The sequence below is a fragment of the Amphibacillus sp. MSJ-3 genome (assembly GCF_018919165.1).
Classification (GTDB): Bacteria; Bacillota; Bacilli; order Bacillales; family Amphibacillaceae; genus Amphibacillus.
Genome location: NZ_JAHLQM010000016.1, coordinates 15114 through 34110 on the forward strand (window position 1 = coordinate 15114; position 18997 = coordinate 34110).

Annotated in this window: 22 protein-coding genes; 17 read left to right on the forward strand and 5 right to left on the reverse strand. The window is 34.4% G+C overall.

Annotated elements, in window-relative coordinates; translation table 11 throughout:
• Positions 1-106: 106 nt before the first annotated feature.
• Together KQI76_RS06350 and KQI76_RS06355 are read left to right on the forward strand one after the other, a co-directional pair.
• Positions 107-604 (forward strand): shikimate kinase, encoded by a 498-nt coding sequence (locus KQI76_RS06350; RefSeq protein WP_216399482.1) that lies wholly within the window; start codon positions 107-109, stop codon positions 602-604.
• A 40-nt stretch (positions 605-644) separates the two neighbouring features.
• Entirely contained in the window at positions 645-836 is a 192-nt protein-coding gene (locus KQI76_RS06355; RefSeq protein WP_216399483.1) for a YqzE family protein, read from the forward strand.
• 306 nt (positions 837-1142) lie between these two features.
• Here the strand turns inward: KQI76_RS06355 and KQI76_RS06360 are convergent, their stop codons facing one another.
• The 4 genes from KQI76_RS06360 to KQI76_RS06375 all read right to left on the reverse strand — a co-directional run bounded on the left by KQI76_RS06360 (position 1143) and on the right by KQI76_RS06375 (position 5894).
• A complete protein-coding gene (locus KQI76_RS06360) occupies positions 1143-1928 on the reverse strand; it encodes a YqhG family protein (RefSeq protein WP_371817661.1) in 786 nt (261 codons plus the stop codon).
• The gene (locus KQI76_RS06365; RefSeq protein WP_216399485.1) at positions 1894-3525 is read right to left on the reverse strand and encodes a DEAD/DEAH box helicase; all 1632 of its coding nucleotides are present in this window, start codon (positions 3523-3525) and stop codon (positions 1894-1896) included. Before KQI76_RS06365 ends, KQI76_RS06360 begins: the two co-directional genes overlap by 35 nt.
• Before the next feature lie 661 nt (positions 3526-4186).
• Positions 4187-4603 carry a rhodanese-like domain-containing protein gene (locus KQI76_RS06370; RefSeq protein WP_216399486.1) on the reverse strand — a complete coding sequence of 139 codons (417 nt, stop codon included), beginning with the start codon at positions 4601-4603 and terminating at the stop codon, positions 4187-4189.
• A 211-nt stretch (positions 4604-4814) separates the two neighbouring features.
• A complete protein-coding gene (locus tag KQI76_RS06375; RefSeq protein WP_216399487.1) occupies positions 4815-5894 on the reverse strand; it encodes an IS30 family transposase in 1080 nt (359 codons plus the stop codon).
• 271 nt (positions 5895-6165) lie between these two features.
• On the opposite strand from KQI76_RS06375, the gene mntR reads away from it, so the two are divergent.
• Both mntR and KQI76_RS06385 read left to right on the forward strand, forming a co-directional pair.
• Positions 6166-6582, forward strand: coding sequence for a transcriptional regulator MntR (gene mntR, locus KQI76_RS06380; RefSeq protein ID WP_216399488.1), 417 nt, complete (start codon positions 6166-6168; stop codon positions 6580-6582).
• 226 nt (positions 6583-6808) lie between these two features.
• Positions 6809-7699, forward strand: coding sequence for a patatin-like phospholipase family protein (locus KQI76_RS06385; RefSeq protein ID WP_216399489.1), 891 nt, complete (start codon positions 6809-6811; stop codon positions 7697-7699).
• Positions 7700-7839: 140 nt separating this feature from the next.
• Here the strand turns inward: KQI76_RS06385 and KQI76_RS06390 are convergent, their stop codons facing one another.
• Complete coding sequence (locus tag KQI76_RS06390) at positions 7840-8217, reverse strand: SA1362 family protein (RefSeq protein WP_216399490.1); 378 nt, start codon at positions 8215-8217, stop codon at positions 7840-7842.
• Between the two features lie 677 nt (positions 8218-8894).
• Between KQI76_RS06390 and KQI76_RS06395 the strand changes: the two genes are divergently transcribed.
• The 13 genes from KQI76_RS06395 (at position 8895) to accC (ending at position 18954) form a co-directional block, all read left to right on the forward strand.
• Positions 8895-9368 (forward strand): YqhR family membrane protein, encoded by a 474-nt coding sequence (locus tag KQI76_RS06395; RefSeq protein ID WP_216399491.1) that lies wholly within the window; start codon positions 8895-8897, stop codon positions 9366-9368.
• Positions 9369-9470: 102 nt separating this feature from the next.
• Complete coding sequence (locus KQI76_RS06400; RefSeq protein WP_216399492.1) at positions 9471-10532, forward strand: M24 family metallopeptidase; 1062 nt, start codon at positions 9471-9473, stop codon at positions 10530-10532.
• A 134-nt stretch (positions 10533-10666) separates the two neighbouring features.
• Positions 10667-11224, forward strand: coding sequence for an elongation factor P (gene efp / locus KQI76_RS06405; protein ID WP_216399493.1), 558 nt, complete (start codon positions 10667-10669; stop codon positions 11222-11224).
• Positions 11225-11798: 574 nt separating this feature from the next.
• Positions 11799-12767, forward strand: a complete 969-nt coding sequence (gene spoIIIAA, locus KQI76_RS06410; protein ID WP_216399494.1) for a stage III sporulation protein AA — start codon at positions 11799-11801, stop codon at positions 12765-12767.
• Positions 12712-13221, forward strand: coding sequence for a stage III sporulation protein SpoIIIAB (spoIIIAB, locus tag KQI76_RS06415; RefSeq protein WP_216399495.1), 510 nt, complete (start codon positions 12712-12714; stop codon positions 13219-13221). Before spoIIIAA ends, spoIIIAB begins: the two co-directional genes overlap by 56 nt.
• A gap of 16 nt (positions 13222-13237) precedes the next feature.
• The gene (spoIIIAC, locus tag KQI76_RS06420) at positions 13238-13444 is read left to right on the forward strand and encodes a stage III sporulation protein AC (RefSeq protein ID WP_216399496.1); all 207 of its coding nucleotides are present in this window, start codon (positions 13238-13240) and stop codon (positions 13442-13444) included.
• Positions 13445-13448: 4 nt separating this feature from the next.
• Positions 13449-13838, forward strand: a complete 390-nt coding sequence (spoIIIAD, locus tag KQI76_RS06425; protein ID WP_216399497.1) for a stage III sporulation protein AD — start codon at positions 13449-13451, stop codon at positions 13836-13838.
• A 22-nt stretch (positions 13839-13860) separates the two neighbouring features.
• Positions 13861-15042 (forward strand): stage III sporulation protein AE, encoded by a 1182-nt coding sequence (spoIIIAE, locus tag KQI76_RS06430; protein ID WP_216399498.1) that lies wholly within the window; start codon positions 13861-13863, stop codon positions 15040-15042.
• 12 nt (positions 15043-15054) lie between these two features.
• A complete protein-coding gene (spoIIIAF, locus tag KQI76_RS06435; protein WP_216399499.1) occupies positions 15055-15663 on the forward strand; it encodes a stage III sporulation protein AF in 609 nt (202 codons plus the stop codon).
• A 2-nt stretch (positions 15664-15665) separates the two neighbouring features.
• Complete coding sequence (gene spoIIIAG, locus KQI76_RS06440; protein WP_216399500.1) at positions 15666-16304, forward strand: stage III sporulation protein AG; 639 nt, start codon at positions 15666-15668, stop codon at positions 16302-16304.
• A 1-nt stretch (position 16305) separates the two neighbouring features.
• Complete coding sequence (locus KQI76_RS06445) at positions 16306-16920, forward strand: SpoIIIAH-like family protein (RefSeq protein WP_216399501.1); 615 nt, start codon at positions 16306-16308, stop codon at positions 16918-16920.
• A 179-nt stretch (positions 16921-17099) separates the two neighbouring features.
• Positions 17100-17576 carry an acetyl-CoA carboxylase biotin carboxyl carrier protein gene (gene accB / locus KQI76_RS06450; RefSeq protein WP_216399502.1) on the forward strand — a complete coding sequence of 159 codons (477 nt, stop codon included), beginning with the start codon at positions 17100-17102 and terminating at the stop codon, positions 17574-17576.
• A gap of 13 nt (positions 17577-17589) precedes the next feature.
• Positions 17590-18954, forward strand: a complete 1365-nt coding sequence (gene accC / locus KQI76_RS06455) for an acetyl-CoA carboxylase biotin carboxylase subunit (protein WP_216399503.1) — start codon at positions 17590-17592, stop codon at positions 18952-18954.
• Positions 18955-18997: the final 43 nt, after the last annotated feature.

Here is an 18997-nt window from a genome sequence, read left to right on the forward strand (position 1 = left end):
TTAAAAGATAGCAATTATCACAATGGAAAACTAAAAATATTATGACTTTCAACAAATAATCACTAGAAATTTAAATAGAATATTAATTTAAGAGGAGAATTAATAGATGAATAGTATTTATTTAGTAGGTTTTATGGGTAGTGGAAAATCAACAATAGGGGAAAAATTAGCTGAAAGACTTGGGCTTAAATTTATGGATACAGATATTCAAATCGAGAAACAAACAATGAAGAAAATTACAGATATATTTGCTGATCAAGGTGAAGATGGCTTTCGAGAGATTGAACACCAAATCTTAATTGCTACTCGAACTAAAGACTATATTATCGCAACAGGTGGCGGTATCATCGAACGGGAAGATAATCGAGTCTGGTTAGCCAATCAGCATGTTGTTTACTTAAAGACGAGTTGGGAAACAATTAATCGAAGACTAGTAAACGATGTTTCAAGGCCGATTTGGCAAGATCAATCCCGAGATAAAAAACAATTATTGACTGAAAGAGATAGGAAATATACACAAGTTGCTAATCAAGTCATTGAAACAGATTTATTAGCTGAGGATAAAATCGTTGAACAAATCGTTTCTTTTTTGAATAACAAATGAGTCAGTCGGTAAAGCTAATACCAAAAAAGGGTGTAATATAATGGCTGATAAATCATTTGTTGAGTTTATTATAGATCTGACAATTGACCACTATCAAAAACCTAAAAGTGAACGGAAGCGATTGAAAGATGTGAAGAATAACCAAGCAATTAATCCCTATTCACATAAATGGTTTGGCTTATTACCGAGTACCGTTAAGCAATTCAAAAAGCCAAATAGAAAAAATAATTAACTAATCGTTGCTAATCATCTTTTGGTCACTACTTATTATTTTAGCTAACCTCTACTAATGGTATAAATTTCACCTTTTTTTCATTCGAAGAAAACTAGGAATTGTAAGTGTGAGATCAACTGACAGTAGCGGCCCGATTGGTTCAAGGGCCTTTAGGTCATACCCTTGTGGTACTAACAATCAGTGTGGGATAAAGCCCCACCACTGATTGAAGTTTCACTTTATCTTACACATGGTTTTCGCACGGATGGGTGGGTTGGGCTATCTCCATTTAGTCATGTAAACTCCAACAAAATGGAGATTTCTTTACTGTTGGATATAAAAGAGTCCACCATTTATGACCTCAATCTTTATTTTTGGTTGATAAATGGATTCTAAATTTGCCTTTTCTTGTTGGTAATGTTTAGGATCCATATTTGGACTATTATGTTTAAAATAATCTAATACCTGAATTTCTTCCGTTAAAGATTGATAGGATTCACTTGCCCAATCATGTTGTTTACTTTGAAGATCGTTCAATATATATTGTTCGATTCGGGTATAGCCATTTTCTGGTTTTATAATCGGTGAGATTGGATAACAAAAGTCAGGTATCGTCAAGGTCCATTGTTTTTCTTGAAGCCACTCAAATGCTTCGTCAATGATTGTTCCATTAATTAAATGAATTCCATATGATTTTAGTTCCTCGGATTGTTTCTTTCCTAAATAAATCAACTTAAAATTTATAATTAGCCAAGGATAGATAGGCGTTTGTTCTCTTATGTCAATTTTTTGATATAGCTTTGTAAAACGCCCCTTTGACAATGTGTCTTGGGCAATTTTCCAAAAACGGTCGGTACTGAAATAAAGGTAGTCTATATCCTTTGTAGCCTTTAAATAGTTAGTGGTTAATTTTAACTCTAAAGGATGTCCTTTTTGATTTAACTTCCGAACATAGTGCCAATAAAAAGGGCGATTCATCAAAAGTTCATCCATTTCTTCAGTTAGCTTAATGTTGAGGGAATCCGTATCAGCTATTACCTCACATTGGTTGGCCTCAAAATATTCAATTAAAAAATTATGAAGATTCTCGATTATCACTTTCATCACCATCAATTTGATATTCGTTGATTACTTCTGTTAGATTATTCATTTTTATTTTAATCTCACCTACACTTTGTGATTGCTGAATGATTTGATTGATCTCTTCATCAAATGATTTTAAATGAAGTTCAGCTAAAATTTGATCTAGGTGTCCAATGACACGCTCAAAAAGGTCAATTTTTTGATAGAGTAGTTTTAAAACATGATCTTCAATTGTATCTATCATTGAGAAATTATAAATATGAACATCATTTTGTTGACCATAGCGATGAATTCGGCCAATTCTTTGTTCAACACGCATCGGGTTCCATGGTAAATCATAGTTAATTAAGTGATGGCAAAATTGAAGATTTATCCCTTCGCCACCAGCCTCTGTCGCAATTAATACTTGAGCATGGTCTTTAAAGAGCTGCTTCATCCAATCTTTTTTACTAGGTTTAAAACCGCCACGGAAAGGGACGGAACTAATCCCGTTTTCACGTAATATCCACTGTAAATAAACTTGTGTTGCTCGATATTCTGTAAAAACAATGCACTTTTTATTGATTGATTTTACGAGTTCAACTAACTTTAATGCTTTTGCATGGTGGGGGAGTTGCTGTAGATCTTCTATTAAAGACCTAGCTTCTTTATGGTCTTCTTTATTGAGTGTTGTAAATAAGGCCTCTCTAGATGAGCAAAATTCTCTCAAGTGTAGTATTTTTATCGCATTGTGATTAAAAAAAGAAGCCTGATCAAGTTTTTGATAAAATTGATATTCCTGTTCGGTAAAAGGGATTGTGATATTTTCCACTGTTCTTTGTTTCGTATTCATCTTCGTTTCATGTCTAAGGTTTCGAACCATTACTTTTTGAATTAGCTTTTTTAACTGGTGGTCTAGTTCTGGTGAACCACGATCAAAAGTTTTTAAAAAGGAATCTTGATCACCTAATAACCCTGGCTTGAGAAGGGTAACTAGATTGAATAGATCGTTTAATTTATTTTGTATCGGGGTAGCGGTTAATAACAGGCAGTACTTTTTAGATATAGCTTGAACGAATTGATAGTTTTGTGTTTGTTTATTTTTTAATTTATGTGCCTCATCAATAACTAATAAGTCATATTGTTGCTCCAGGATCATACTCCGATGTGGTTCTTTTTTGGCGAGATCAATCGAAGTAATTAGAATACCATCATTTGACCAACAAGGGTTTTTCTTGGCGACTGTTGCTTTAATGAAGAATTTATCATTTAATTCATTAGCCCATTGATTAACAAGTGAAGCTGGAACAAGGATGAGTATTTTTTTTACTAATTGACGAATAAGGTATTCTTTGATAATTAAGCCTGCTTCAATTGTCTTTCCTAGTCCTACTTCATCCGCAAGAATTGCACGACCATTCATTTCATTAATTACTTTAATGGCTGTGTCTATTTGGTGAGGTAAAAACTCGATATTTTTTAATTGATTAAGTGCTTTTAACTGGTTAGGTTCAGGAATCAAGAGTGTTTCAGTAATATCATAGGCACGTTTAAACCAATTCCAGTCGGCTAATTGTTGATTTTGCTGTACATTTGTTAAAAGTTGTTCAATAAATTCCGTATCACGGGATAATTCAATATGCATATGTTAACCTGCCTTTTAAAAATACTGTTATTAGTATGCCCATGATCATAAAATTTAATGAGTAAGTTTTAAAATGGGATGTGAAACTAGAGGAGGGAGACTAAACAGATTTACCGTATGACTCGTTCATTCAACATTCAGTGAGGGCTGGAGAAAAACCAATTTGGGTGAGGGTTCACTTTATTGGACAATTTTAAATAGAATAATTAAAAAACTCACAAAAAGCATTTATAGAAAATATGATATTTCATCATTCAAGGGATGCACATGTAAAAAGAGAAACCAAATCATTTTGTAGATGACTATTACAAATTAAAAACGAAATCTTAGAGAAAGCCCCATAGGCTTGCAATCATCGCTTGCGTCAAAAAGTTTCTGAAAGTGACATTTCATTTATTAACGCGAGGTGTTCCGTACGATTATGAGTCCGCACCCACGGAAAGCGTCCACCTAGAATGTAAATCGCGGAGTGACACCTCTAAACCATTTAAGTCGTGATGAATCTATTTAAATAATTATGAGATCAAAAAGGAATCCAGTGTCTTGATATGCTCCTCCTAAAGTAGTTTTATTTTTCAAGTGTCTACTTTGGGGGGAGCAGGTCATCTACTGAATCCCTTTTTATTTTTAGCTGGGTTTTGCCCCGGCCTCTTTTAGTTAATTAATAGTTAATTTTCTTTGTTTTCTTAATCTTACCTGTCCATTTTTTATAGCCTGTTTTTAAGTGATACAAATCTTGAAATCCCTCTTTATAAAGAATCCAAGCTGCTCGACGAGAGCGTGAACCTGATTGGCAATATAAATAAACAGGTAGGTCTTTCCGTAATTCTTTTGTTCGTTGTTTTAATTGTGTAACAGGAATATTTCTTGCACCTAGAATATAACCGGCATCATATTCTTTCTGTTCGCGAACATCAATTAATTGTGCTTTTCGATAACCTTTTTTAAATTCTTCTTCAGATAGATTGGTAAGTACCTTTCTAGTCACTAGGTAACGATAGAGAAGATATCCTAAATAGGCCAATAGTAAGACAAGTAAAATTATCCAATCCCAGGCAATTCCTAATATAAACTGCATAATACTTTCCCCTTTTTTATAATCCTAAATTTCAAGTTTAAGTTAGCCACTTGATATTATTTAATTCCTTGTGAAATTGTTAGTCGTTTCGCCTAGATAGTGAGGGCTTGATAATGAGCTGAGACATGATAGTCTTTTGACAAGCTGGCCTAGGCCAGCTTTCCAGCATTCAAGTCATGTCGAAGGAGGCTCGTTGTCAAGCCCTCACGGGTTAAGCCGCTTGTCGTTCTGACCTTAGCGCATGAACGAAACAGTCATGTGGTGTTCTGTAGCCTAGTATTTTTCTTGGATAATCGTTCATCCATTGTTGTATACGTAAGCACTGAACGTCCGTGATTTGGCTGATGGGCTTCCCTTTAGGGATGAACCGTCGAATAAATTTGTGTTGATTCTCACTCGTGCCTCGTTCAAATGAGGCATAGGGGTGACTGAAATAGACATCCAGCGAGTCCTTCAGAGCGTCATGAAGGCCCGCAAACTCTGAACCATTGTCAGACGTTATCGTCTTAAATAAAGTAGAAAAGGCATCACCTGAGCGTGTTTGAAGAGACTGTATCGCCTGATTAACAGACGCTTGATCTTTACCGTTCACCTTCAAAATGATTTCAAAACGTGTCTGTCGTTCAACCAATGTAAGCAACACGGCATCCGATTTTTCTTTATTTCCTACGACAGTATCGATTTCCCAATGCCCGAAGGTTTGGCGGCTGTCAACCTCAGCTGGACGCTTATCAATCGACTGGCCAAGAACGCGTTTATGTGATCGTTTAACTTGTGTGGAAACCTTCGATTTGCGAGACAGTTTTTCTAACAAGTCCATATTCTTTGTACGCATGATTCCTTTGTCTATCCAACCATAAAGGGTGGTTGTACAAGGAATAATAGAGGGATCGAACAAGTCATGTTTTCTAGCAAATCCGACAACCACATCCGGTGACCATTTATCGTTTAGCATTTTCTCATCAGCCCAGTCGATAAATGCACTCGTATCCGCCCATTTTGGCCGACGGCCAGAGTTCAATCGGTGTCTATCATACGCTGCTTGTCCGGCATCGGCATCATATCGTTCGATATAGTAATCGTACGTCTTGCCCTTTTGTTTTTGACGCTTAAGTTGAGTGATGGTTCCGCGATGTATTTCATTATTGATTGTTTGAGGAACGCAACCAATCACTTTGGCAATTTGTCTATTGGAGTAGTTTTCTTTCTTCAAAATAGCAATTTGAGCCCGTTCTGAATAAGATAAGTGTTTTCCCTTGCGTCTTAATGTGTTATCGTTAGAGTGCGTCATGTGAATTCATCCTGTCTATTGAGAGTTAGTGGTAACTTCAATATAACATGAAATTCACATGGCGTTTTTTTATGTTAGCTTAAGTGGCTAACTTTATTATAAAATCCAGCCCTTTTTTATAATCTTTATATATTATACGATAAATTAATTCTATTTTCAAAAATAAGTATTTAACCCATTAAAAACTTGTCTTGATTGGAATTCTATTGTATCCTTTAAATGATAATCGAATTTGATCGAACATTAATTAATAGAAAAGTGGAGGATGATTATGCCAACACCAAGCATGGAAGATTACATAGAACAAATATATTTACTGATTGATTCAAAAGGATATGCACGCGTATCTGATATAGCTGAAGCTTTAGAAGTTCATCCTTCATCTGTAACGAAGATGGTACAAAAATTAGATAAAGATGATTATCTAGATTATGAAAAATACCGTGGTCTAGTATTGACAAAACGCGGAAAGAAGATTGGTGAACGACTCGTTTATCGCCATGATTTGTTAGAGCAATTTTTAGAGATTATTGGCGTAGATCAAGAAAATATTTACCAAGATGTTGAAGGGATTGAACACCATTTAAGTTGGAATTCAATTGATCGTATTGGTGATCTCGTTCAGTACTTGAAAGAAAACCCAGAACGTAGAAAAGAACTTATTCAGATGCATAATAATTTGGAATAATATTTGATTAAAAAAGTTACTATCATCATGAATAGTAACTTTTTTAAATTAAAGGGGAATTTAGTATCATAAGAGGGGCGCTTTTGTCTTCTGTACGGCTCATTACTTAATTCCTAACAAAAATTAAACAGGAAGTACACTACCGGAAATCAGATGGAAAATAAATTGTATTTATTTTCATTCTTCATGCATAACTTTAAATATAGCTAACAAGAGGAGAATGAAAATGAAAGTTGATGCTGTATTTTCAGGTGGTGGGGTAAAGGCATTTGCCTTTATTGGTGCACTAGAAGCGATGGAGGAAAATGAGATAGAAATTGTTCGGTTGGCTGGTAGTTCAGCAGGAGCCATTGTCGCTGGTTTAGTTGCAGTTGGTTATCAAGTGGCTGAGTTAAAAGAGATCATGTTAGATTTAAATTTAAAGGAATTATTGGATGGCCAAAAGTTAGAAAAATACTTTCCCTTTTTTAAGTGGTTATCCCTTTATAAAAGTTTTGGATTATATAAAGGACATGTTTTTGAAATGTGGCTAAATCAACTTTTGGAGGAAAAAGGGGTTCGAACGTTTGCTGATATAAGTGATGGACGCTTAAAGTTAACAGTTGCTGATTTAACACTAGGACGATTAATTATTATGCCAGATGATTTGAAACAAACTTATGGAATTTTACCGGAGCGATTTTCTGTTGCAAGGGCTATACGAATGAGTGCAGGTCTGCCATTCTTCTTTAAACCTGAAAAAATTTATGATCAAGAAGCGAAAAAGCACATTATGGTTGATGGTGCATTATTAAGTAGTTTACCTATATGGTTATTCAAAAAACCAACAATTAAACCAATACGGCCAGTCATCGGCTTTCAATTACAATCTAAGGAAAAGTATTATACTAATTATCAAATAAAGAATGGTTTGCAATTTGGGAAAATATTAATCAGTACGATGCAACATGCCCAAGACTTAAGATATATATCAAAATATAACCAACCCAATATTGTTTTTTTAGATACCGATCATATTAATGTTGCTGACTTTTCACTATCTAAAACAGATCGGATTGAATTAGCTGAGCTGGGTAAACAGAAGACTGTAAATTTTTTAAATCGGTCTTTTTCTTGAAGTAAACCTATCCTAGGTGGGTGTTTTCTGACATTATTTATTCATTTCTCTTAATCAATGTTTTCAGTGGGGGCGTGTAAACATAACCCATTCAGATAGGGCTAAAGAGCCTCTTACTGAATGGGTATTAACATAATTACTTATAGTGACATGGGTCCTTTTTTAGAAGACTTCTTTCCATCGATCACGCGTAAATGAGGAGGATGATTTGTCCGTTTCTTTGAAGGTGATCTCAACTTTTTATGATTGTACTTAGTGATTTGATTATGATTTTGCTTGCTTTGGCGTCTTCTTGATTGTTTGGCAGCTTGGCGGTATTTTCTTAACTCGTCCCTGTTATGTCGTTCCCGAAGTACAAAATAATAGACAAGTGAATAAATGACAGCTAAGCTAATCACAAATAATAGGATGTTTTTGATTAACTGTGTAAAACTCGTGAGAAAAGTACTAGCTAATCCAACGGCTGCTAAAGTAACAATAATTAGCAGGAATGAAGACGATGTTTTCTTCTTAATCATTTAATTTCCTCATTTCTCAATCTATATTTTATCGTGGTGTAACTGATAGTAAGGGCTCGATTGGTTCAAGGGCCTTGAGGTCACACCCATGTGGTAGTAACAAATGTCCTCGTTGGGACGAGTAACCACTGTCCCCGTCCCAGTCCCATTCTCAATCAATAGGGGGGCTTCATCACCGACTGATTGAAGTTTCATTTTATCTAAATATTATTTTCAAAACTTCTGTTGTTAAGTATGACTTTATAGTATTGTCTTACAAAATGCTATTCTTTCTCAATTCACTATAGATTAATTAACTGTAGACTCTCGTTAATTATACAAGCGAGTCGTGACCTACCAGTAATAAAAGCCTGACTCCTTTATCTAATGGTCAGTAAATTTTTTTAATCATCATTGGATAAAGCTTGAACACTCATTAAATATTATCTACAAATTAATAAATAATATTCATAATGTCTATTGAAAGATGAAACCCTTTGTTTTTACTAGTTGTACCTTGTTCAATCCTGCTTAAATTCTTACAATAGGAAACCGGTTAGATAGAATCTACTAGTGCCGATATGACGATCGAAAGTTAAGTTATTATTTCATCCGTCGTCAAATTAATTAAGCAAGGATATGACTCTAAATGAATAACTTTATCTTATTTGGAAAAAATAATGATGAGGTGAATGCTAATGCAACAATTAAATAGAAAAAAAGAATCAATTAAAGTGTTAAAATGGCGGGTTGCAGTGACCGGTTTTTTTGCTGGTGCGATTTGGTCTACTGTCTGGGCTTTTTTAGCCTTTTTTAATTTCAGTAAGTTAACACCAAGTTCATTTATTTTAGAAACTTGGTTCCAAGCAAAGTGGGTGAATCGTTGGTATGGTGAATTACTATCGATTTTTATAATAAGTCTTTTATCTATATTTATTGCCTATATTTATTATTTATGTTTTAGAAATTTAACAGGTCTGTTACCAGGGCTTATCTATGGTGTTGTTATTTGGCTACTTCTTATTTTAATTTCTTCAAACATATTTGCTCATATTCCTTATATTAATGAGTTAGATGTAAATACATTAATTACGACACTCTGTCTTTTTATTATTTATGGAGTATTTATAGGATACACAATTTCCTATGATTTTTTAGATCAACCGAGCTAAAAAAAGTAAAATTCTATGCCCTAAATATCGTCAAAATGTCATTAAATATGGTACACTAAAACTTGAACGATAATTGATAAAATTGAAGGGTGGATCGGATTGATGAGTAAATTAGAAAAGTTAAGAGAAGCTATTGCTGAACAAGGATTAGATGCCTTAATTATTACAAATCCATATAATCGTCGGTATATTAGTGGATTTACTGGCACAGCGGGCCAAGTTTTATTGACTCAAGATGATCAAGTATTCATTACTGACTTTCGTTACATAGAGCAAGCTAATAAACAAGCTGTCGGATTTGAAATCGTTGAGCATAAACAATCGATAATTAAGGAACTCGCTGAGCAGATAAAAAAACGGAAGTTAATTAAAGTAGGCTTTGAACAAGATGATTTAACCTATTCTGTTTACAAGCAATATTCTGATGCGATTGATGCAACGTTAGTACCAACATCGGGAATTGTTGAAGAGATTCGTATGATAAAAACGGAAGAAGAGCTAGCTATTATGTATAAAGCAGCTGAAATTTCTGATTTAGCTTACGATCATATTTTAAAGACTGTTGTGCCAGGTATGACTGAAATTGATATATCAAATGAATTAGAATTTGAAATGAGAAAGCATGGAGCGACATCTTCAAGCTTCGATATCATTGTTGCTTCTGGCCATCGTTCGGCATTACCACATGGTGTTGCAACAGAAAAGAAAATTCAAGCTGGAGAACTGGTTACTTTGGATTTTGGTGCGCTTTATCAAGGCTATTGCTCTGATATTACCCGAACATTTGCCGTTGGACAAATTTCTGATCAGCTAGAAGAAATTTATAATATTGTTCTAGAGGCACACTTAAGAGGATTAGCAGAAATTAAACCAGGGATGACTGGAAAAGAAGCCGATGCTTTTTCAAGAGACTATATTAAGGAAAAAGGATATGGAGACTATTTTGGTCATGGTACTGGTCACGGATTGGGATTAGAGGTTCATGAACAGCCAAGGTTATCACCAGTAGGAGCGATTGTTTTGAAAGAGAATATGGTTGTAACTGTTGAACCGGGTATTTATGTTCCTAACCTTGGAGGCTGTCGAATTGAAGATGACCTTGTCATTACAAGTGATGGAAATAAAAGTTTAAATAAAGCACCCAAAGAGCTTATTATCGTATAAATATAAAGTCTATTTATAAGATCTAAGTGGTTATTTTCAAAGATTTAATAGATTAGCATGAATTTTTTGAATTAGATAAAATAGTAAACAAGTAAATTTTTGTTTAGAAAAAAAGGTTTCAGGGAGGATTAGCTATGATTTCAGTAAATGATTTTAAAACAGGTTTAACGATTGAAGTTGATAATAGTATTTGGCAAGTTGTTGAGTTCCAACATGTTAAGCCGGGAAAAGGTGCAGCATTTGTTCGTTCGAAATTAAAGAACTTAAGAACTGGTCATATGCAGGATAAAACTTTTCGTGCAGGAGAAAAAGTAGCAAGAGCTCATATTGAGAATCAGAAGATGCAGTATTTATATGCATCTGGTGATATGTATACATTTATGAATATGGAGACATTCGAACAGATTGAATTAAGCGCGAGCCAAATAGAATATGAAATTAATTTCCTAAAAGAAAACATGGAGGTTAATGTTATTTCATATCAAGGTGAAACAGTAGGTGTAAATTTACCTAAAAACGTAGAATTAACAGTTGTTGAAGCTGATCCGGGTGTTAAAGGGAATACTGTAAGTGGTGGATCGAAATCTGCAGTATTGGAAACAGGTTTAACTGTACAAGTCCCAATGTTTATCAATGAAGGAGATAAACTTGTGATTAGTACAAGCGATGGGAAATATGTTTCACGTGTGTAAATGATCGAGCATAATAAGACTGGGAGATAACTAGTCCTAAATAATAAAAACGGTCATGTTTATCTTTTTGCGATAAACATGACCGTTTTTATCTTCTTTTTTTTGGTCTATCTTGGTTAGATTTGTTGGTAGTGGGAGTCTATTGTTTCAATTTTATTGCTAATAATGCAAATCCTAATTCATTATTTACGTTGGTTTTTCTTCCACGGCCATATGTGTAATCCCTAAAAAGCCCCTCAGAAATCTGAAAACGGCTTTAACATCTAGCCTTCGTTTCCCATAGCTTTCACCTGTTTCTTCATTTGAAGGCTTTCCTCTAATATATGCTCTTTTCTACTCTTCATTAAAAAACAACTTTCTATTTTTCCCTTGAGCAGCTTTTGGGGATAAAGATTGTAATGGCCAACCAGTACTTAAGCATAGAAATAGGACTGGGATTGATCATTAATAACGCTCTACCTCATCTTTAATCAAGTAAGGCTATGAATGATTATTAAAACTAGATTGTCATAATCAATTTTGTCTTTCATATATTAGAAATAATCATAAACAAAGCTAAAGCGAGGTCTAGCTAATGATCAACGATATCATCACCCTATTCCCGGACAAGCACCAGCAATATCTATTGTCTACACTTTCACAGAATTGGGACGAATTGGAGGAAATACGTGTGAGGATTGATCGTCCTCTTGAACTTGTTTTAAAAACTAAATTCCTTATTTTAGACAAGTTAATCCTAACTGCAGCTGATGGTCAATATATCTTAAATAAACTAAGTGATTTTTCTCGTTATAAATTTGAGGAAGAATTAAGAAAAGGTTATATAACAATTGCTGGTGGCCATCGGGTTGGTATTGTCGGTAGAACTGTTTTGGAAAGTGGATCAATAAAACAAATCCAGGCGATCTCATCTTATAATATAAGAATTGCAAGAGAGAAAATAGGTGTAGCTAATGCTATTATTAAATTTTTACTTAGGGGAAATAATTATGCCAACACATTGATTATTGGTCCGCCACAATCAGGTAAAACAACCCTTCTTAGAGATCTAGCACGCTTAATAGGAACAGGTTGGGGACAAGTTCCAGCGATTAAAGTAGGAATTATTGATGAGCGATCAGAAATTGCAGGATCAAAAGGAGGTATTCCTCATTATAATGTGGGCTTACGTACGGATATTTTAGATAGTTGTCCTAAAAGCGAAGGAATGATTTTAATGATTCGTTCGATGTCACCTGAAATGTTAATTGTTGATGAAATTGGATCAAGGCATGATATATCTGCAATTCAAGAAGCAATTCGTTCAGGAGTGAATTTAATATGTTCATTACACAGTGATAGTTACAAATCAACAAAAAAGAGACGACAATTTGCCCAGTTAATTGAAGAACAATACTTCGAACGATATCTCGTATTAGATCGTAATAAAAGAATAACTGTTCTAAATCAAGAGGGTAGAGAGATCAGTATGAATCGGGGGATGTATGATGAATTGGATTGGGGCAATTCTCTTAATGACAGCCACCTCCTTAATCGGATGTGAAAAAGCATCCCGACTAAAGAAACGACCGGAGCAACTTTTACAATTAAAAGCAACTCTTCAAATGATGGAAGCCGAAATTGTCTATAGTCAATATTCAATTGCTGATATTTGTTTGCACATCGCCGATCAAACCCAGGCACCACTCAAACGCTTTTTTCATTCTGTTGCTACAGAATTAAATCAAAATGATAGTTTAGCTTTATTATGGGCTGAGCAAGTGGATCAATTATCTTATAAATCAGCATTAGAAATAGATGAATTGAATATTATGAAACAATTTGGCAATACCTTAGGCCAATTTGATTTATCACAACAACAGAAGCAAATTCAATTAACAATCGTTCATTTAGATCGGTTGTTAGTCGAGGCGCAAAATAATTGTACAGTTTTTAGTAAAGTATACCGTGGTTTAGGAGTGTTATCGGGTATTTTAATCGTACTTATTCTGATCTAGAAAGGAGCAAATTAAAATGCAACAAGATGCTTCAATCATTTTTCAGATTGCAGGAATCGGAATCGTTGTGGCAATGATCCATACGATATTAAAACAAATGGGGAAAGAGGAATATGCGCAGTTTATCACTCTTGTGGGATTCATCATTGTTCTGATGATGGTCATTGATAGTATTGATGATCTCTTTCAGCAAATAAAATCAGTCTTTTTGTTTCAAGGATAGAAAAATGCCGATCGCTCAAATCATCCTAATTGGCATCAGTGCAACTTTACTTATAACACTACTGAAACCCTATCAACCAACAATTGCATTTGTTCTTCTAATTTTAACAACAGTCTTTTTGTTTTATTTCATCCTTATGCCACTAGGAGAGATGATCAATTTACTTCGGTCTCTTGGCGATCGATTCCGACTTGATTTTATTTATTTAGAAACGATCTTTCAAATCATTGGGATTTCATATTTAACAGAGTTAGGTGCTCAATTAACAAAGGATGCTGGTTTGAATTCTATCGCAAGTAAAATTGAATTAGTTGGCAAAGTCTCGATTCTCTTTGTCTCCCTTCCTATTCTTATGGCTATTATTGAAACAATTATCCACCTAATTCCTTATTAATCGGATTTGTCAGGAGGCTATCATGTATGACTCCATAAAATGCTTTTTAATCATGTTCCTTATTTTCTTTGCCTTTCAACTTGAAACGCATGCAAAAACAATTGAAGTAGAAGGGGAAGAGCATTCAACCAGCAATTTACTAGAACAAATAGATGTAAATGAATTGGAAGGTTATTGGTCTGAAATTCAAAATGATTATCGTCATTATTTACCAGATATTGATAAAATAACTGTCAAAGATCTGATTACAAATGGTCAGCAATTATCCCTATTTGATTGGATTCAGTCTTTTATTGGTATGGTTGGTCATGAATTAATTTTAAATGGTAAATTGCTAGGTCAATTGATTGTTATTGCAATAATTTCAGCATTGATAAAGAATATTCAGTCCTCATTTCAATCAGAATCAGTTACTGTTGTAGCTAACTTTGTTCTAATGATTTTATTGACTACCTTAGCGCTTCAAAGTTTTACAGTTATTAGTCAATTGATCACAACAACCATTAGCCAAATGCATAGCTTTATTATTGCACTACTTCCTTTGTTACTTGGTTTAATGGCTAGCTTAGGTGGGGTAATTTCTTCAGCATTTTTTCATCCGATCATTATATCTTTTCTTTATCTTATTGTGGGATTGACAGATAAAGTTTTTGTTAATTTTATCTTTTTATCACTCATCCTTCACCTAGTCAGCCATATGAATAAAACCTTTCAGCTTACTAAACTAGGTGATTTATTACGGCAATTTAGTATGGCGCTTATGTTTATTTGTTTGACTATCTTTTTAACCGTTCTATCCACAAAAGGGGCTGTCACTGCAATACAAGATGGACTAACTGTTAAAACAGCTAAATTTGTTACAAGTAATTTTGTCCCTGTTGTGGGGCGGATGTTTTCAGAAGCAAGTGATACCATATTTGCGACAACACAAGTTTTAAAAAATGGTCTGGGATTATTTGGCCTAATCTTTTTATTTTTAATAGTTGGCTTTCCAATTATAAAAGTAGCAGTTGTTGGTTCCTTATATAGGCTTGCTGCAGCTATTCTCCAACCAATTGGGGATGAGCAGGTTGTCAAAAGTATCACTGTTATTTCCGACCATATATTTTACTTACTTGCTATATTACTTGTCGTTTCCTTTATGTTTTTAATGACGATTGTAATCCTACTTGTTGCTAGTAATTTAACGTTGATGATTCGATAGGGGGATTCTCAATTGAGTTTATTAACAAATTTGATTAATCAAATGATCATTCTAGTGATGATTATGATGATCACAACAATGATCTTACCTGATCATAAAATGAAAAAGTATGCTCAATTCAGTTTGTCCTTAATTTTTATTTTATTTTTCATTCAGCCGATTACACAGTTGTTTAATCTTAATCTTGTTGATGAATCTAGTAAAATAAAGGATTCTATTCTTGGCGATTCTGCGATTCAGGAAGTAGAAGATGCAGTTAATTTGCAAAAAAGTGAAATAGAAGACTCCAATCGTGCATATGTTATAGATGAGTTGACCAATCAATTAAAAGAGGAAATGGAGGTAGAGTTTAAGCAAGTTTTCGATTATCATCTTGATAATATCGAGATCATTCCAGAACATAGTGAGAAAATTGATTTTGAAACAATGAGTTTTCATTTTCGAATTACAGAAGCTAATGATAATATTTCTGAGGTTGATCCAGTCACAATTAATACCAAACGTAATTTTGATCAGAAAGCATTAGATTTTGAAGCTTGTCAACAGGATATGATCAATTGGTTTAGTGAAAAGTTAGAAATTGATCAATCTCAAGTGAAACTAACTTGGGAGGGGGGCTAGTATTGGACAATCCGTTGAAAAAGGTATTTGATTGGTTAAAAAATCTTCAATCCAATCGAAAATTGACTAAATCCAATTATTTAATCATTTTAGCTTGTCTGGGCATCATTCTCTTAATTGTCAGCCAGTTGTTTTCATCACCTGATCAAACTGTAATGGATGATGGAAAGCAATACACAACGGAAGCTGAAAAGAATGTATCTTCAACCAATAAAAATGAGATTGATCCACTCTCGGAATTAGAACAAACTTACCAAGCTGATTTGTCTGCAATGCTTGAGAAAATTTCAGGTATTTCGGAAGTTGAAGTGATGGTTAATTTAGATGCAACAGGTGAGAAGGTTTATGAAAAAAATTTGATTGTTGGAACTCAAACAACAGTAGAATCTGATCAAGGTGGTGGTACAAGAAATATAGATGATTTAACCGAAGAGCAACAAGTTGTCATTATAAGGCAAGGTGATCAAGAGGTCCCATTAATTGTTCAAAGTAAAAAACCCACAGTTAGGGGAGTTCTTGTAGTAGCGAACGGTGTGGAACAGATTAAGCTTAAACAATGGGCGACAGAAGCAGTTTCACGGGTTTTGAATGTCCCTCCTCATCGAATATCTATTATGCCAAGAAGCAAAGGAGAGAGTTAGAATGTTAAAAAAACAAACAGTGTGGTTATTGACGCTATTAAGTTTAATGATTGTTTTAAGTGTATATTATATGAATTCACCAGATGCAGATGACTTTTCATTTATCTTCCAGGAAGAAATCGATGGTGAAGCTGAATTAGCATCGAATGATTCGCTCGAAAAGGAAGACGATCTTACACTGAGTTCAGATGACAATGAGATTGAAGATGATGAACTTGATAATGATATAGGAGACAGCGGGATTTCATCAGTGAGCTCAGATGAAGAGCTATTTACAACGATCCGTATGGAACTAGCTCAAGCAAGAAGTAGCCAGATCGAACAATTAGAATCTGTTGTTGCTTCAAGTACTGCAACGAGTGAAGAAAAAAATAAAGCATTTGAGGAAATGAAAAAAATAGATCAGTTATCAACGAAAGAGTTAATCGTCGAAGAAAGTTTAAAAGCGGAATACGATTATCCTGATGTTCTTGTTCGTACAACGGATGACAATGTGATTGTGACAATTAAAACAGATTCATTATCTGAAAAAGAAGCTAATCAAATTATGCGAACGGTTTATGATGAATTTGGTTCAATGCAAGTTCAAGTGAAATTCCAGCCATCTAATACTTAATTGGGGATAATAACTGGTCTTAACGGGTAATCACAATTACTTTGTGATTACTTTTTTTATTGCTGTTAAAAGAACAGTTGCAGTTTTAATGATCTTTTAATAGAATATTAAGAGAAATAGTTAGTACCTGTTATTAATAATTAGTATATATTTATCAAATTGAAACAAGAGGTGGTTAAATGTTAACGATTGATGAAATTAAAGATTTAATTAACACGCTAGATGAATCTTCTATAAATGAATTTGTATATCAAAAAGATGGTGAAAAATTAAAGCTTAGCAAACAAAATGATCGATCAAATGTGGGCGTATCAAATAATCAATTAAAGAATGAAACACAAGTGGTTAAAGAACAATCAATTGAACGATCAGTTACTATAGACGATAATAATGATGAACCAAAAGATAAGAGATATGATTATACAATCACCTCACCTATGGTTGGGACATTTTATTTATCTTCTTCACCCGACAGCGATCCCTATGTTTCTGTTGGTGAGCCAATTACTAAAGATACGACTGTCTGTATGGTCGAAGCAATGAAACTATTCAATGAAATCGAAGCGGAAGTTGATGGAATTATAGTGGAGATATTGGCTGAGAACGGGGAGCTTGTCGAGTATGGACAACCCCTATTTGGAGTTAAGCGAAACTAAGGGGGAGGTTCATATGTTAAAAAAAATCTTAATCGCTAACCGTGGGGAAATTGCTGTTCGAATTATAAGGGCTTGTAAAGAACTTGGTATTCAAACAGTAGCCATTTATTCAGAAGCAGATGCGGACGCACTTCATGTCCAGTTAGCCGATGAAGCATATTGTATTGGACCTGCAAATAGCAAAGATAGTTATTTAAATTTCACATCGATAATGAGTGTGGCAAATTTAACTGAAGTAGATGGTATCCATCCAGGTTATGGTTTTCTAGCTGAAAATGCTGACTTTGCAGAAATATGTAGTAAATGTCATATCACTTTTATCGGTCCTAGTGTTTATGCTATTCAAAAGATGGGAACAAAAGATATAGCTCGACAAACAATGAAATCTGCAGGTGTTCCAATTGTCCCTGGCTCTAATGGTGTAATCACATCTGATGAAGAGGCCCTAAGTTTAGCTAATGAAATTGGTTATCCAGTTATTGTTAAAGCGACAGCGGGTGGCGGTGGAAAAGGGATCCGCGTTGTCCGTAAAGAAGCCGATTTATTAAATGCAATTCGCGTGACACAACAGGAGGCGGGAACTGCATTTGGAAATCCAGATGTTTATCTTGAAAAATATATAGAGGATTTTTCGCATGTTGAAATACAAATACTAGCAGATAACTATGGAAATGTGATACACTTAGGAGAGAGAGACTGCACTGTCCAACGACGTTTACAAAAACTCATTGAAGAAACACCTTCTCCAGCAATTAATGAAACGATTCGTAGGCAAATGGGAGCAGCTGCTGTTAAGGCGGCTAAAGCTGTCAACTATTCTGGGGCTGGAACAATTGAATTTATCTTTGATAAAAAAACAAAAGCTTTTTATTTTATGGAAATGAATACACGAATTCAAGTAGAACATCCAGTGACTGAAATGGTTACAGGAATCGACTTAATTCAAGAACAGATTAAAATTGCGAGTGGTAAACCCCTAGAGGTCAATCAAGATGCGATACAAATGAATGGTTGGGCTATTGAATGTCGTATTAATGCTGAGAACCCATTTCGTGATTTCATCCCAAATCCAGGGCAAATCGGGCTATATTTACCACCTGGAGGATTAGGGATAAGGATTGATTCCGCTGTTTACTCTGGCTATAAAATTCCATCATACTATGATTCGATGATTGCAAAGTTAATTGCTTATGGAGAAACTAGGGAAGAAGCAATTAGTCGAATGAAGCGAGCTTTAAGTGAATTTTTTATTGAGGGTATACCGACAACGATTCCATTTCATCAAAAGGTGATGGAACATCCTGTGTTTTTATCTGGGGATTTTAATACGAAATTTCTTGAACTATACCCCATTCTAGAAACTGAGTTAGACGAATAGGGACGATTGAGCAGTTTAGATTAACTCTAAAGGAGTGGATCAA

Excerpts from the sequence above, each read along its gene's own strand:
- KQI76_RS06350 (WP_216399482.1), top strand. The coding sequence starts at position 107 with ATGAATAGTATTTATTTAGTAGGTTTTATGGGTAGTGGAAAATCAACA.
- KQI76_RS06355 (WP_216399483.1), top strand. The coding sequence starts at position 645 with ATGGCTGATAAATCATTTGTTGAGTTTATTATAGATCTGACAATTGAC.
- KQI76_RS06360 (WP_371817661.1), bottom strand. The coding sequence starts at position 1,928 with ATGGTGATGAAAGTGATAATCGAGAATCTTCATAATTTTTTAATTGAA.
- KQI76_RS06365 (WP_216399485.1), bottom strand. The coding sequence starts at position 3,525 with ATGCATATTGAATTATCCCGTGATACGGAATTTATTGAACAACTTTTA.
- KQI76_RS06370 (WP_216399486.1), bottom strand. The coding sequence starts at position 4,603 with ATGCAGTTTATATTAGGAATTGCCTGGGATTGGATAATTTTACTTGTC.
- KQI76_RS06375 (WP_216399487.1), bottom strand. The coding sequence starts at position 5,894 with ATGACGCACTCTAACGATAACACATTAAGACGCAAGGGAAAACACTTA.
- mntR (WP_216399488.1), top strand. The coding sequence starts at position 6,166 with ATGCCAACACCAAGCATGGAAGATTACATAGAACAAATATATTTACTG.
- KQI76_RS06385 (WP_216399489.1), top strand. The coding sequence starts at position 6,809 with ATGAAAGTTGATGCTGTATTTTCAGGTGGTGGGGTAAAGGCATTTGCC.
- KQI76_RS06390 (WP_216399490.1), bottom strand. The coding sequence starts at position 8,217 with ATGATTAAGAAGAAAACATCGTCTTCATTCCTGCTAATTATTGTTACT.
- KQI76_RS06395 (WP_216399491.1), top strand. The coding sequence starts at position 8,895 with ATGCAACAATTAAATAGAAAAAAAGAATCAATTAAAGTGTTAAAATGG.
- KQI76_RS06400 (WP_216399492.1), top strand. The coding sequence starts at position 9,471 with ATGAGTAAATTAGAAAAGTTAAGAGAAGCTATTGCTGAACAAGGATTA.
- efp (WP_216399493.1), top strand. The coding sequence starts at position 10,667 with ATGATTTCAGTAAATGATTTTAAAACAGGTTTAACGATTGAAGTTGAT.
- spoIIIAA (WP_216399494.1), top strand. The coding sequence starts at position 11,799 with ATGATCAACGATATCATCACCCTATTCCCGGACAAGCACCAGCAATAT.
- spoIIIAB (WP_216399495.1), top strand. The coding sequence starts at position 12,712 with ATGAATTGGATTGGGGCAATTCTCTTAATGACAGCCACCTCCTTAATC.
- spoIIIAC (WP_216399496.1), top strand. The coding sequence starts at position 13,238 with ATGCAACAAGATGCTTCAATCATTTTTCAGATTGCAGGAATCGGAATC.
- spoIIIAD (WP_216399497.1), top strand. The coding sequence starts at position 13,449 with ATGCCGATCGCTCAAATCATCCTAATTGGCATCAGTGCAACTTTACTT.
- spoIIIAE (WP_216399498.1), top strand. The coding sequence starts at position 13,861 with ATGTATGACTCCATAAAATGCTTTTTAATCATGTTCCTTATTTTCTTT.
- KQI76_RS06445 (WP_216399501.1), top strand. The coding sequence starts at position 16,306 with ATGTTAAAAAAACAAACAGTGTGGTTATTGACGCTATTAAGTTTAATG.
- accB (WP_216399502.1), top strand. The coding sequence starts at position 17,100 with ATGTTAACGATTGATGAAATTAAAGATTTAATTAACACGCTAGATGAA.
- accC (WP_216399503.1), top strand. The coding sequence starts at position 17,590 with ATGTTAAAAAAAATCTTAATCGCTAACCGTGGGGAAATTGCTGTTCGA.